The sequence below is a fragment of the Rhizobium terricola genome, assembly GCF_012927355.1.
GTDB lineage: Bacteria > Pseudomonadota > Alphaproteobacteria > Rhizobiales > Rhizobiaceae > Allorhizobium > Allorhizobium terricola.
The window spans coordinates 568,298-582,223 of record NZ_JABBGK010000001.1; the positions used below are offsets into that span (position 1 = coordinate 568,298).

Below are 13,926 nucleotides of genomic sequence, written 5' to 3' on the forward strand. Positions count from 1 at the left end.
TCAGTCGCCTCCGACCTGTTCGGCGGCCGCACTCGGATCGGGGCGGCTCATACCTTCGAGAAACCTGCGGACCCCCTCGCGCATTTCCGGCGTGAAGCCGTCGAGCGCTCTTTCGATGCGCCGGGACTGGGGCTCGGACAGAGCCAGCGCCAGTTCGCGCCCGGCCAGTGTGGGATAGAGGCGGCGCTGGCGGCGATCGGCGGGGCCGGCCATCTGGCGGATATAGCCGGAATCGATCAGTTCCTTGAGAACGCGCGCCAGGCTCTGCTTGGTGATCTGCAGGATGTTGAGAAGATCGGCGACCGTCATGCCTGGGCGCCGGCTGACGAAATAGACCACGCGGTGATGGGCACGGCCGTAACCGATCTTGGCAAGGATCGCATCGGGGTCCGAAACGAAATCGCGATAGGCGAAGAACAGCAGTTCGATCGTTTCGAAATCGATGGTCTTGTCGTCGACGACCGGCATTTCCGGCATGTCTTTCCTGGCAGCCTTACCCGCCGACTGTCGAGCCACGTGCAAATTCCTCGTCCCTTCGGCGCCATGCCGCGGCGGCCATCTCGGCCTGCCGCGGCCAAGGCTGCCGCAAATCCTGAACCCTGGGCGCGACACGGCTTTCGAACCGGCGCCCGTTTTGCGGCAAAACTAAGCGCAGACGGGGAAAAACTCCAACGAAATTACCGGGATCGCACAGTTTCGCGCGGGTTCTACCGCGATTTGAGTTTGGATCGGGACATGGTATGCGCAGATCACGTGAAAACGAGGAAAGCTTCCATGGGACAGTTGCAGGCCGGGATCATTCCGGTGACCCCCTTCCAGCAGAATTGCACGATCCTGTTCGACACCGAAACCCGCGAAGGCGTGATCGTCGATCCGGGTGGCGATGTCGAAGTGATCCTGCAGACGCTCAAGGAAAACGGCATCACCCTGAAGGAAATCTGGCTCACGCATGGACATCTCGACCATGCCGGGGGTGCCGAAGAACTCAAGGAGGCCCTGGGCCTTGAAATCGTCGGCCCGCACAAGGACGACCTGCCGCTATTGCAGGGCCTGGAACAGCAGGCGAAGATGTTCAACGTGCCGATGAAGGTTCGCAATGCCATGCCGGATCGCTGGCTGGAGGAGGGGGACACGGTGTCCTTCGGCGAGCATGCCTTCGAGGTGCTGCATTGCCCCGGCCACGCACCCGGTCATGTGATCTACTTCAACCGTGCGCAGAACTTCGCCCATGTCGGCGACGTGCTGTTCAACGGTTCGATCGGTCGAACGGACCTGCCCGGCGGCGACCACCAGACACTGCTCGATTCGATCCGGGACAAGGTCCTGCCGCTCGGCGACGACGTCGGCTTCATCTGCGGGCACGGACCGGGCGGGCGGATCGGCGAGGAGCGCCGCAACAACCCCTTCCTGCGCGGTCTCTGATTCCACCATAGCGGGACACAAACGAAAAATGCGCCGGCTTGCGGCGCATTTTCCGGGATCGTTGAACTGGGTCTGGTTCAGCCTGCGGTGCAGAAATGTGCGCGGCCGTCATAACCGACATAGGTGCCGTTGCGGGCATTGAAGCTCCGGTAGCGGGCGGCGCAGTAGTCATACCATTCGGCAGTCCACGGCTCGACGCCGACGGAGCGGTAGACCTGGCGCGGTGCCGGCGGATATTCGTCGACATAGACGGGCTCCGGCTCGACATACATCGGCTCGGGTTCCGGTTCCACATAGACGGTGCGGGGCTGGCTGGCGATCACGGCGCCGGTAACGAGGCCGGCCGCGAGGCCGATCGCACCTGCTGCGAGGGCATCGTCGTTGTGGTGACGGCGATAGTAGTCACCTGCCTGGGCCTGCGTCGACGCACCGAGCGGTGCTGCTACGAGCGCTGCCGCGAGCAGGGAATATTTCGCGAAGTTCATCATGGCTCTGCCTTCCTGTGACCTGCAATTGTCTTTGACGTTTGTTAACGATCAATAGCGGCAGGATATGGGCCACAGGCTGAACCGAAGCTGAACGAAAAAACCCGGCATATCTGCCGGGCCGCAATGCGTATGCCGAAGCAAATTGCGAAGATCAGCCGGCGATCTGCAGGTTGACGGCCTTCGGGCCCTTGCCGCGACGATCCGGTTCCGTGTCGTAGCTAACCTTCTGGTTTTCAGAGAGGCCCTGCAGTCCGGAAGCCTGGACGGCAGAGATGTGTACGAAGATGTCAGCGCCGCCATTGTCGGGCTTGATGAAGCCAAAGCCCTTGTCGGTATTGAAGAATTTTACAGTGCCAGTCTCGGCCATGCGTCAGGTCCTTTTCTCTCTGCCCAGTGTCGGCGGGGCAGCATTGCAATGTTACCCGTTCCCGGGTGCTCGACAGGCATTTCGACTTTTGAGGAAAGGGTCCCAGTTGCCGCAGGTCAACGTTCTACAAGCGATGTACTTGCCAATGTTCCCGCTGAGCTGCCCGGAACTTCTAGCGTCTCCGGTGCGCTGTATTATAAGGTCTTCCCGTGCTCGCAAATTGCCCGAACGCGCGAAGATTGCTAGGTTTATTAAGAATTGGCAAGCGAAAGTTTTCTAAGGGCCGCCAGCTGCGCCGCTTCGAGAATGGCGCAAATGACCGGTAAAAGTGCCGGTTGCGAAATATTTTGCTTTTTCAGATGAAACTTGCATCGCCAGCGATATAGTTTTTTGGTCGCAGCCTTCCCCCTTTAGGAAAAGTTGGCGTATTTTCGATATTTCGGAAATACACTCTCAGGCGGTCGCGACCCGCCGCCTGGTCAGTTCCGGTACCACTTCGACGAGCAGCATGGCCGAAAATATCAGGCCGCAGCCGACATAGCCGATGGCCGGCAGCGTCTCGGCGAGCAGGACCGCGCCGAAAAGCGCACCGAAAAGCGCCTCGGAGGACAGGAAGATCGCCGCCTGCGGCGCGGTCGTGTAGCGCTGGCCGATGATCTGCAGGACGAAGGCGACGCCGGAGGAGAAGAGGCCGGCATAGAGAATTTCCGGCAGTGCGGCGCTAACTGCGGTGGCGCTGATCGGCTCCAGGGCGACTGCGGCCAGACCTGCGCCCCCGGCGCAGACGGCAAACTGCACGGCCGCAAGGGCGAGAGGACGCCCGCTGGCCCGGACCGCGATCGGGGTGACGGTGATCTGGACCGCGAGGAAGACAGCACAGACGATGATGAGGACATCGCCTTTGCTTAGCGCGGAGAGCGAACCGCCGTTCAGCAGCAGGATGCCGAAGACCGTCAGGAATGCCGTCGGCCAGATGATCCAGTGCGGGCGGCGGCGCAGCACCACGACGGCGATGACCGGGACGAGGACGACGTAGAGGCCGGTCAGGAAGCTGGCATTGGTCACCGTCGTCGACTGGATGCCGATCTGCTGCATGGTCTGGCCGAGCAGCAGCGAGGCACCGACGAGCACGAACCATGCGTAGTCGCGGATGGTGAGGGCGCGTGCGGCCTTCCGGCTCTCGCGGAGCGCAAAGGGAACGACGGCGACCATCGCGAGCGCGAATCTAAGGGCGTTGAACCAGTTCGGGCCGATCCATTCCATCGCTTCCGATTGTGCGACGAAGCCGCCGCCCCAGATCGCGGCCGCGAGGAGCAGCAGGAGATTGGCCTGGATGCGGCTCATGGTCTGTCGGTTCCCCCCAACGGTCGAAAAGAGGAGGGAGCGGTATCAGGTCGCATCATCGGCGACAAGCCGGGGAGGAGCGGCGACGGTACGCTCCGCGGCGTCAGGGGGCGGCGGTGGCGCGCGTGATGCGGAGAAGGGCGCCGTCTTCCTCGTCGGTGAGGAGCAGGACCGAGCCGTCGGGTGCGACCTTGACGTCGCGCAGGCGGCCATAGGCGCCGTCGAAAAGCCGTTCTTCGCCGGTGATCGCGCCAGCCTCGTCCCGGTCGATCCGCGCGAGAAGTTCATATTTCAGCGCCGCGACGAGGAAATCGCCCTCCCATTCGGGGAACATGGCGCCGTGATAGACATCGATGGCGCCGGGTGCGATCGACGGGTCCCAGTAATGGAGCGGCTGTTCGAAGCCTTCGGCGGACTGGCCGACGCCGATTTCCGCACCGCTGTAATGCTTGCCATAGGATATGGTCGGCCAGCCATAGTTGGCGCCAGCCTTGGGCGCGTTGATCTCGTCGCCGCCGCGTGCACCGTGCTCGACCGTGTAGAGCGTGCCGTCTGCGCTGTCGATCACGATGCCTTGCGGGTTACGATGGCCGATCGACCAGATTTCCGGTGCGCCGCGGGTACCATCGGCAAAGGGATTGCCGGCTGCGGGCTTTCCCTCCGGTGTCACATGCAGGATCGAACCGGCATGGTCCTTGGGATCCTGGGCGCGTTCCATCTCGCCGCGTTCTCCGATGCCGAAAAACAGGCTGCCATCGCCGGCGATGGCGATGCGCGAACCGAAATGCTGACCGGTGCCGGTGAAGCGGTTCATGGCGAACAGGCGGGTGACGTCTTCGAGTTTGCTTTCGTCGGACGAAAGCCTGGCGGCGAAGAGGGCCGTGCCCTGTCCTCCCTCTCCGGGGACAGAGGCGGTGAAATAGAACCGGCGGTCCTTGGCAAAGCCCGGCGACAGGGCGACGTCGAGCAGGCCGCCCTGCCCACCGACGAAGAGCTCCGGCAGGCCGGTCACCGGCTCGCCGACCTTGCCGTCGCGGATGATCCGCAGGCGACCCGGACGCTCGGTGACGATATAGGCGCCGTCGGGCAGGACCTCGACGGACCAGGGATGCTCGAGGCCACTGGCAACGGGGGCAACTTCCAGTTCGACCTTCTTGGAGGGGACACGATCGGCTGCCCCTGCCTGCGGTGCGGCAAGGGCAAGCGCGAGGAGCCCCAGCACCGGGATGCCGAGACGCCTTCTGTCTTGCCTGCCGGTCGAACTCTCCATGTCATGCCTCCCTTGCTATCTCCGGACTATTTGGGAGCGCGGTCCGGAATGACAAGGGCGCGTCTCCGGCAATGCCGAAGACGTTATCGGGCGTCAGTTGATGCGGGTCGAACCAAGCGTGCCCGCTGCAACCTCACTGTCCGGAACGAGGCTTGCCTCCACGATATAACGGAGAGGGCCGCGTTCCTTTGCGTCGAAGGGCCAGCAGGTGGAAAGTGCCAGGTTGTGACCGAAGGCGTGCGGATCGATGCCGCTTTCGTCCCACCGGGCGATGCGGGCGTTGCCGGCGATGAAGGTCAGTCGCTTGCCGTCGCGCCTCAGGACCTCGATGCGGTCTCCGGCCTTGACGTCCTTCAGCCAGGCGAAATGGGTGTCGCGGTGTGCGGCGATCACGGCCGTGCCCTCTTCACCCGGGCGCGGCGTGCCGGAGAGCAGGGCCGGGCCGAAGGCCAGCGTCTCGCCGCTGGCGCCGGACAGGACCACGGCCGAGCGCTTCAGCCTCGGTGCGCTGATTTCGGCCTCGGTGACGAAGTCGGCCCAGGGCCAGGGGCGGACATTCTCCGCCCCCGCCAGTTCCGCGGCGAAGCTCCGCTCGAGCAGCACCTGCGAGAGTTCGGCCTTCGCCTTGATGTAGAGGCCGTCGGCGATCAGAAAGAAACCGCCGGCCGCAATCGCCGCGATACCGGCGGCGATTGCCTTTTCCATCGGGCCGAGCCGCTTCCAGAGCGGTCGGCGCACGTCGATCCTTCGATCCTCAGCCACGACGTGTCCCCGCGGCGTTCATGAGGTCCTTCAGGCTGCGGCGCCAGAGGGCGAGCCCGCCCGCCGCCATCGCGGCGAAGCACAGCATCATCAGCCCGAGCAGGATGCGCTGCTCGGCCAGCGTTGCGGTCTGGGGCAGGGCGACCTGCGGAGCCGCCTTCTTGGCCAGAAGCTGGGCGACGGCCGGCGTGGGGGCGGCAGCCATCTCGCTTTCGACGGCGGCTGCAGCTTCCGGCAATACCGTCGGGCTCATCGCGCGATCGCCGGCGGGGGAGCCGACAGGCTGGGGCTGCGCCTCGCCGAAGACCTTGTCGAAGTCCCAGCCGGCGGGCAGGTTGAGCGGCAGCCTGGTCTGGTCGAGCGGCTGGTCCTTCGGGCGCGACGGCGTCACGTCGACCGCGACGAGGCTGGTCATGCGGGACACGAGGTGATGGGCGAGTGCGACCTTCTCGATCGCCTTGTCGGTCGCGGCGGGATCGGCGCTGTTGTAGCCGGTCGCCTCGATGTCGTCGATCTTGCGGCGGGCCCAGAGTTTTGAGATGCCTGCGCTTTCGGCGGCATTGGCGATGTCCATCTCGACTCGCCAGGGCTGCGCTCCGGTCTTGCCGACGATCTGGAGTTTTCCGGTCGGGTGCGTACCGGCGAGTTCGGCTGTCAGAACGACCGGCTCGCCGGCATAAAGGTCGGGAACCGGATCGGGCGTGATGTCCTGGGCGCCGGCTCCGTCGAAGATCGCGGCAATGTCGGTCATCACCGGGTTCTCCAGCTTGCCGAACAGTTCGCCCATGCGTTCGGCGACCTGCGTCTCCGAGCCGATATGGGTGAAGGTGCCGCGGCCGAGTTCGGCGGCGCGGGTCATCAGGAAGGAGTTCGGGGCGGAACCGATGCCGACGGTGAAGACGCGGGCATCACCGCGGTTCGCGGTGATCTCCTCGAACAGCTGCTGTTCGTTGCCGATGGCGCCGTCGGTCAGGAATATCACCTGGCGCAGGCTATCGGCAGCGCGCGGACCCTGGTTGCGCAGGGCCTGCTCGAGGGCCGGCAGCATTTCCGTGCCGCCGTCGGCGGTCAGTCCGCGTACATAGGCGATCGCCTTCTCGCGGTTGTCGGGGCTTGCCGGAACAAGGCCGCCAAAAAAGTCGGTCATGGTGTCGTCGAAGCGGATGACGTTGAAGCGATCGGTGCTCTTGAGCTTCGATAGGGCGAGGGCAAGGCTTTCCTTGGCCTGCTCCATCGACGGGCCGGACATGGAGCCGGAATTGTCGATGACGAAGACGGCTTCGCGGTTCGCGGCCGGCGCCTCGGACTGGGCCTGGGGCGGAGTGACGAAGGCGAGAAGGTAGGTCTTGCCGTCGACCACCTGGCGGAACAGGCCGGCGCTCGGCTGCTTGCCGGGCATGGCTTTCCAGGTGAGTTCGAAATCGCGATCGGCGGGCACGCTTTCGGTCTTCAATGCGATCCTGCGGTGTTCGGCACCGTCTTCGGTGATCGCAACTTCGTGGAAGGCGGACTTCACCTCGCCGAGCGGAAAGCCCGCCTTGAGATCGACGGTCAGGGCGACCGGATTGATCTTGGCATTTTCCCGCGGGTCGAGCACGGGCGCCTCGATCTTCTCGCGGTTTTCGACCGGGTCCTGCGGCACGGCGAAGCCGGCATTGCCGTTGAACTCGACCGTCTCGACGATCGGCATCGGATTGTAGCGGGGTGCGACCACCATGGGGAAGCGCAGGGAGTATTCGCCGCCGGACTGGCGAATGGTCTGCTGGTATTCGATCTGGACGACGATGGTTTCGCCCGGACCGATATTGGCGACCTCGTTGGTGAAGATGTTCGGGCGCTGCTGCTCGAGCAGGGCGGCCTTCTTGCCCTCTTCCTTGGCCTGCTCGTAGATCTGGCGGGCTTCCTGGCGCGGCTTGATCTTGCCTTCGATGAAGCGGTCGCCGATCTGCATGCGCAGCTCGTCGACGGCCGAGTTCTCCGGAAGCGGGAAGACGTAGGTGCCCTCCACCCAACCCTTGGACGGGTTGAGGAAGCGCTGGGTGACCTTTACGCGGGCAACCGGGCCGGACACCTCGATCGCGACGTCCGTCTTGAGGCGCGGCGCCTCGACGAAGAAGCCGGGTTCCTTGGCCGGGAACAGCAGTCCGCCCATGTTCATGTCGTTGGGTCGGACAAGGGCGGGTGACTTGACGTCCTGCGGTGGCGGCGTCTCGGCATGGGCCGTGACGGCAAGGCCGATCAGCATGGCGACACAGGCGATGATGGCTGCCAGTGCCACCAGGCCATGTCGGGCGACCCGGTGCAGGCACTTCAGCGTTGCGGCATTCTCGTCTTCCAGAAACATCGGATACCCCTCGCAATAAAATAGTTCAATGCGAGAAGAAGAAGCCTGCTTGTAGACTTCTCGGGGACCGAATTGCGGCGCCACACTGTATTTATCGTGGCGTTATTGTGAAAATCGAAGTCTTTTCGGGTATTCGCGCTGCCGGTTGTTCCGGAATGGCGCTTCAGCGTCGTTTGCCGAAGACGCGAACCGGGCGCAGCGCCGGTTCCGCGCGGGCCATGATCGGCGGCTGATAGACCGGCGCCGTCTCCGCCTGCGGGGTGAAGGGCGCGGCCGGCGGCAACAGCATTTCCGGGAATTCGTCGTTAAACGCGGTCGGGGCGATCTGCGGGCGGGCGAGCGCATAGCCCTGCAGCAGGGTCACGCCGAGCTCGGCGCAAAGGTCGACCTGCCAGGTGTCCTCCAGCCGTTCGAAGATCGGTTCGATGCCTTCTTCCTGCAATTGACGGACGATGACGCGCAGCAGCGCGAAGCCGGCCGAGTTGTGCAGATAGTCGCGAACCCAGTCGCCGTCGAATCGGACAAAGTCCGGCCGGAGTGCCAGGATGTCCTGGATGTCGTGTTCGCTCGCCTCGTAATTGGACATCGAGACGCGCAGGCCGGCGAAGCGCAACTGCTCGATCGCGCGGGCGGTGATCTTCACATTGCCGTTGGCCGCCGAGATGTCGCAGATGATGCGGTCGGGCGTGATGCCGGCTTCGTGGGCGGCGAGGCGCATGCGGTCGAGTTCGTGGCGAAGTTCCGGGGCGCCGGTGTAGAGCATCGGCTGGAAGCTGACGAGCACCGAGGCACGGTCGCGGCCGAGCAGGCCGACGTTCAGGATGTGGATGCTGCGCAGCAGGCTGTCGATGCCGGGCAGGTCCTGCGGTTCGACGAGCGGGAAGAACTGTGAGGGCGGATAGGCTTCGCCATTGCGTTCGGCACGAACCAGGCCCTGGAAGCAGTGAATATCGTAGTGTCCCTCGGGCAGCCGGCGGAAGATCGGCTGGAGGGCGGAACGCAGCACAAATGGGCCATAGGCCGTCGACCAGGCGCCTTCGTGCTTCACGAGCTGGGAGTAGATGCTGTTCGTGGTCATCGGTTCGCGTCTCGATTGCCCATCATGGGCGTTGCGATCGAGTTTAGCGCGCAACAATTACCCCGGAATTAAGAAAACCTTAAAAGATGAAATGATCGCGATTGTTGCGGTGCCGCGCTTTCCGCTTGAAACGGGGAGGCGATTTCGCCATAGAACTTGAACCTGGGGCCTTGGCCGATCGAGGTTCCGCCGATCAACAGCTTCAGGACAATCACAATGGCATTCATCGCCGACGCTCTTTCCCGTGTAAAGCCCTCCGCAACCATCGCAGTTTCGCAGAAAGCCCGCGAGCTGAAGGCCAAGGGCCGTGACGTGATCGGCCTCGGCGCCGGCGAGCCTGATTTCGATACGCCGGACAACATCAAGAAGGCCGCCATCGACGCGATCAACCGCGGCGAGACGAAGTACACGCCGGTTTCGGGCATTCCGGAACTGCGCAAGGCGATTGCCGAGAAGTTCAAGCGCGAGAACGGCCTCGACTACAAGCCCGAGCAGACGATCGTCGGCACCGGCGGAAAGCAGATTCTTTTCAACGCCTTCATGGCGACGCTCAATCCGGGCGATGAAGTCGTGATCCCGACCCCCTACTGGGTTTCCTATCCGGAAATGGTGGCGCTGTGCGGCGGCACGCCGGTCTTCGTCGCGACCACGCAGGACAACAACTTCAAGCTGACCGCCGCCGACCTGGAAAAGGCGATCACGCCGAAGGCCAAGTGGTTCATCTTCAACTCGCCGTCCAACCCGTCGGGTGCCGCCTACAGCCATGCCGAACTGAAGGCTCTCACCGACGTTCTGGTCAAGTATCCGAATGTCTGGATCCTGACGGACGACATGTATGAGCACCTGACCTATGGCGACTTCAAGTTCGCGACCCCGGTCGAGGTCGAGCCGAAGCTCTATGATCGCACCCTGACGATGAACGGCGTCTCCAAGGCCTATGCCATGACCGGCTGGCGCATCGGTTACGCGGCCGGCCCGATCGAGCTGATCAAGGCCATGGACATGGTGCAGGGCCAGCAGACCTCGGGCGCCTGCTCGATCGCGCAGTGGGCAGCCGTCGAGGCCCTCAACGGTCCGCAGGACTTCATTCCGGCCAACAAGAAGATCTTCGAAGGCCGTCGCGACCTCGTCGTTTCGATGCTGAACCAGGCCAAGGGCATTTCCTGCCCATCACCGGAAGGTGCCTTCTACGTCTACCCGTCCTGTGCCGGCCTGATCGGCAAGACCGCGCCCTCGGGCAAGGTGATCGAGACGGACGAGGACTTCGTCACCGAGCTTCTGGAAACCGAAGGCGTTGCCGTCGTTCACGGTTCGGCCTTCGGTCTCGGCCCGAACTTCCGCATCTCCTATGCGACCTCGGAAGAGCTGCTCGAAGAAGCCTGCAAGCGCATCCAGCGCTTCTGCGCGGCCTGCAAGTAAGCAATCGCCGCATCACCGCGGTACAAGAAAGGGCGGGGCCTCGCGGTCCCGCCCTTTTCGTTTCAGGATTCGATCGGTCGATCAGGTGGCCGCAGGCTTCATGACCGGCGGCAGCTTGGCAGCTGCTGCCTTTGGCGGCGTCGCGGTGCGGTTGCGTTCGCGCCAGAGCGCCGGAAGGCTCAACAGCGCCAGCGAGCCGAAGGCAATCACCGTCTTGGTCGCCTGCGAAAACTCCCCGAAGCGGCCGTCGAGATAGAAGACCGCGTAGACGATCAGCACGTGCCAGACATAGATCTGCAGCGAATGGCGACCGAGAAGCTGGAGGAAGCCCAGCGAGAACAGGTTCGTCAGACCGCCGGCGATCCGGCGGATCGTCCGGTTTTCGTGGCGGGGGCCGGCAATCAGGAGCCAGGCGAGGCCATAGGCGACGGCGGCAAAGTTCAAGAGATAGACCGGGCCGAAATCGGCGCGCACTTCCATCAGGCCGAATTTCTCCAGCACGATGCCCGGCATCAGCTGGTGCGCGGTCATGATGCGGAGCGGCAGGAAGAAGACGCAGACGGCGAGGGCCGCCTTGGCGAGAAAATCCTTCTGGGGATCGAAGACGCGGGTCCACTCGATCTTCTTCATCGAGGTCAGCGTGCCGGCGATCAGGCCTGCATAGAAAACCACCTGCCAGCCGAGCAGGTTGAAAGAGGCGCGGACACCCTCCTTGTCCGAGGCCCCGGCGAGCCAGTCGCTCACCGGGTAGGTGAGGGCGCGCTGGAGGCCGAGCTGGGCTGCCATCCACAACAGGGCCGAGACAATCGCGACGGTCGTCCAGCGACCCTGCAGGCAGAGCCAGATGATGGCCGGGGCGAAGAACATGTAGACGATGTATTGCGGAAGGATGTCCATGAAGGTCGGCTGGAACAGGAAGCCGGCAATCGCCGCCAGGCGCAGCGGATCGTCGAGCCGCGTGCCGCCGAGCCAGTTCGTCCAGATGGCGGATGCGCCGGGCAGGACGAGCTGCAGGGCGAGGATCACCAGGACTATGCCCATGGCGTAGCGATAGAGCTCGAACACCCGAGACCAGATCCGGTCACGCGCGACCGCATAGCCGTCCTTCAGCATCTTGCGGGCATAGACCATGCCGGTGAGCAGGCCGGAGAGAAACACGAAGCCCTGCGCATCCTCGACGAAGGCCAGATTGCGGTGGTTGATCTGGACGAGCCAGAGGCCGCCGGCGAAGACCAGGTGATTGATCAGCATGAAGACGAGGAAATAGCCCCGCATGCCATCGATAACGTCCAATCTCTTCAAGATTCGGCTCCCGAGTTTGCCCCCCGGTGACCGGGAGGATGTCTGGTCCGTCATCTTGTTGAGAATGCGGCGATGCACCCGACAAGATGTGGATCGGCACCCGGGGAATGGAGCGAAGGTGGAAAAGGTTCCGTGGCCGAAGGCGACCGGAGGTCTCAGAGGCCGATCAGCGACAGCATGATGAAGGTGGCGAAGAGAATGAAATGGGTCATGCCCTCGATGGCATTCGTCTCGCCGTCGTTGAGATTGATGGCAGCCGCGATCAGCGTGATGGCAACCATGACCGTCTGGACCGGCGTCATCGCCATGACGAAGGGCTGGCCGGTATAGAGCGCGATCGCCTCCATGGCGGGGACCGTGAGGATGACGGTGGAGAGCGAGGCGCCCATGGCAATATTGACGGTTGCCTGCATGCGGTTGGCAAGCGCGGCGCGCAACGCCGTCAGGATCTCGGGTCCGGCGGAGATCGCGGCGACGAGGATGGCGGTGAGGGCGATCGGCGCGCTGGTGTCCTTGAGGCCTACATTGATGAAGCTCGACATGAACTCGGCAAGGATGCCGATCAGCACGACGCCGAAGAGAATGACGCCGATCGAGCGGGCTGCCGGTTCCGTCGCCTCGGCGTGACCGGGTTCCTCGGCGTCCTGGCGTTTGCCGCGCGGATAGCTGTAGCTGAAGAAGTAGCTGTGGGTGCCGACCTGCATGCGCAGGAACAGGCCATAAAGGGCGATCATCGCGCCGATGGTGAAGACGGAATAGAACTGCCAGCGGTCGCGCGGCACGAACTCGGGCACGACCATCGATATGCCCATGGCGGTCAGGATCATCACGCCATAAGTCTTTCCCGAATCGTCGTTGTAGGGCTGCTCGCCGTGCTTCAGTCCCCCGAGCAGGGCGGCGAGCCCGAGGATGCCGTTGATGTCCAGCATCACCGCAGCGTAGATCGTGTCGCGCGCCAGGGTGGGAGACGAGCTCGCGTCGCTCATCATGATCGCCAGGATCAGGACCTCGACCGCGACGGCGGACAAGGTGAGGATCATCGTACCGTAGGGGTCACCGACCTTCACGGCGAGCACTTCGGCATGATGGGCGACGCGGAGCGAGGCGGCAAGGATCGCGGCGATCAGGACGGCCGCGGCGATGAGTGAAACCGTCGCACCCATCTCCAGGATCTGATGTTCGAAACTGAATCCGCCGATTGCCAGAAGAATCGGAAACAAAAGGATCTTTTCTTCTTTGAACACTGACGTTCCCCTGGCTGCCTCGTGGAATTCTTAGTCCGAAGGCGGCCAAACGGGCAAGGGCCCGGAACAGTTCCCGGACCGATCGTGTTTGCGGTTTTGGGGACTTGGTGCGATACTTCGCGCGTACTGATGAAAGGAGGACATCATGATCAAGGTTGCCTACGAGATCGTTCCCCACGACGGGGGATGGGCCTACAGGCTCGGCAACGTCTATTCCGAAAGCTTCGCCAGCCACGACGAGGCCCTGGAGGCAGCACGGATCGTGATGCAGGAGCAGCAGGTCGGCGACGAGCCCGTCAAGATCAGCTATCAGGACGAAAAGGGCAAATGGCACTACGAGTACAGTGACGGCGGCGACCGGCCCGAGGTCGAGATCGTCGATCACTATGAAGCGGGCGACCGACCGGCCTAGGATACGATGCGGCTGCCGATCGACTGGGAAAACCGGATCAGGTAGCCGTCAGGATCCTGGACAAGGAATTCCCGCGAACCGGTCTCCTCGGTGTCGCCAACGCGATACCAGCTTTCGGCGGGCTCTTCGAAGAGTGGCCAATCCAGTTTGTGAAGTGCTTCAAGAATTGGATCAAGATTGTCCGTGGCGATCTGGAAGTTGACGCCACGTCCGAACGGCTGCTGAAGCGGGGCCGTCTGCCAGTTGCCGTTGATTTCACACAGCATGACCTGCGCACCCTGCCTCTCGAGATAGGCGAACCTTGCTTCCCGTCGTTGATAGGCGATGCGAAAGCCCAGGGCGCCGCACCAGAAGGCGAGGCTCGCCTCGATGCTGGAGACGTCGAGTTCCGGCACCAGAGGCGCAAAGCCGCCGGTGGGGCGGTTGCCGCTTCCTTCAGAGGCGTCGCGTTCCGCGCGTGTCCGTTCGTTCATC

General features: G+C 63.4%; 14 protein-coding genes. 3 read left to right on the forward strand and 11 right to left on the reverse strand.

The features are described 5' to 3' along the window. Complete coding sequence (locus HHL25_RS02615; protein ID WP_169586984.1) at positions 1 to 516, reverse strand: MarR family winged helix-turn-helix transcriptional regulator; 516 nt, start codon at positions 514 to 516, stop codon at positions 1 to 3. Positions 517 to 774: 258 nt separating this feature from the next. Between HHL25_RS02615 and HHL25_RS02620 the strand changes: the two genes are divergently transcribed. After that, positions 775 to 1,422, forward strand: coding sequence for an MBL fold metallo-hydrolase (locus HHL25_RS02620; protein WP_169586986.1), 648 nt, complete (start codon positions 775 to 777; stop codon positions 1,420 to 1,422). Positions 1,423 to 1,499: 77 nt separating this feature from the next. Here the strand turns inward: HHL25_RS02620 and HHL25_RS02625 are convergent, their stop codons facing one another. From HHL25_RS02625 to HHL25_RS02655, 7 genes are all read right to left on the reverse strand, one after another. Then, complete coding sequence (locus HHL25_RS02625) at positions 1,500 to 1,910, reverse strand: BA14K family protein (RefSeq protein ID WP_169586988.1); 411 nt, start codon at positions 1,908 to 1,910, stop codon at positions 1,500 to 1,502. Between the two features lie 151 nt (positions 1,911 to 2,061). Then, positions 2,062 to 2,277: a cold-shock protein gene (locus HHL25_RS02630; RefSeq protein WP_169586990.1), complete on the reverse strand. Its 216-nt coding sequence runs from the start codon at positions 2,275 to 2,277 to the stop codon at positions 2,062 to 2,064. Positions 2,278 to 2,730: 453 nt separating this feature from the next. Further along, on the reverse strand, positions 2,731 to 3,621 hold the full coding sequence (locus tag HHL25_RS02635; protein ID WP_169586991.1) for a DMT family transporter: 891 nt from the start codon (positions 3,619 to 3,621) through the stop codon (positions 2,731 to 2,733). 103 nt (positions 3,622 to 3,724) lie between these two features. Then, entirely contained in the window at positions 3,725 to 4,891 is a 1,167-nt protein-coding gene (locus HHL25_RS02640) for a PQQ-dependent sugar dehydrogenase (RefSeq protein ID WP_169586993.1), read from the reverse strand. Between the two features lie 93 nt (positions 4,892 to 4,984). Further along, positions 4,985 to 5,596 (reverse strand): class GN sortase, encoded by a 612-nt coding sequence (locus tag HHL25_RS02645; RefSeq protein WP_169589532.1) that lies wholly within the window; start codon positions 5,594 to 5,596, stop codon positions 4,985 to 4,987. Between the two features lie 49 nt (positions 5,597 to 5,645). Continuing rightward, positions 5,646 to 7,997: a marine proteobacterial sortase target protein gene (locus tag HHL25_RS02650; protein WP_169586995.1), complete on the reverse strand. Its 2,352-nt coding sequence runs from the start codon at positions 7,995 to 7,997 to the stop codon at positions 5,646 to 5,648. Positions 7,998 to 8,160: 163 nt separating this feature from the next. Continuing rightward, entirely contained in the window at positions 8,161 to 9,075 is a 915-nt protein-coding gene (locus tag HHL25_RS02655; protein ID WP_169586997.1) for an EAL domain-containing protein, read from the reverse strand. 216 nt (positions 9,076 to 9,291) lie between these two features. Between HHL25_RS02655 and HHL25_RS02660 the strand changes: the two genes are divergently transcribed. After that, a complete protein-coding gene (locus HHL25_RS02660; protein WP_169586998.1) occupies positions 9,292 to 10,494 on the forward strand; it encodes a pyridoxal phosphate-dependent aminotransferase in 1,203 nt (400 codons plus the stop codon). Positions 10,495 to 10,575: 81 nt separating this feature from the next. On the opposite strand, the gene HHL25_RS02665 is transcribed toward HHL25_RS02660, so the two are convergent. Together HHL25_RS02665 and HHL25_RS02670 are read right to left on the reverse strand one after the other, a co-directional pair. Then, entirely contained in the window at positions 10,576 to 11,796 is a 1,221-nt protein-coding gene (locus tag HHL25_RS02665) for an OpgC family protein (RefSeq protein ID WP_169587000.1), read from the reverse strand. A gap of 155 nt (positions 11,797 to 11,951) precedes the next feature. Further along, positions 11,952 to 13,022, reverse strand: coding sequence for a calcium:proton antiporter (locus HHL25_RS02670; protein WP_315853047.1), 1,071 nt, complete (start codon positions 13,020 to 13,022; stop codon positions 11,952 to 11,954). A gap of 163 nt (positions 13,023 to 13,185) precedes the next feature. Here HHL25_RS02670 and HHL25_RS02675 point away from each other — a divergent pair, with 163 nt between their 5' ends. Beyond that, positions 13,186 to 13,452: a DUF2188 domain-containing protein gene (locus HHL25_RS02675; RefSeq protein WP_169587004.1), complete on the forward strand. Its 267-nt coding sequence runs from the start codon at positions 13,186 to 13,188 to the stop codon at positions 13,450 to 13,452. On the opposite strand, the gene HHL25_RS02680 is transcribed toward HHL25_RS02675, so the two are convergent. Continuing rightward, a complete protein-coding gene (locus HHL25_RS02680; protein WP_169587006.1) occupies positions 13,449 to 13,925 on the reverse strand; it encodes a bleomycin resistance protein in 477 nt (158 codons plus the stop codon). The two genes, HHL25_RS02675 and HHL25_RS02680, sit on opposite strands and share 4 nt — an antisense overlap. Between the last annotated feature and the right edge of the window lies 1 nt (position 13,926).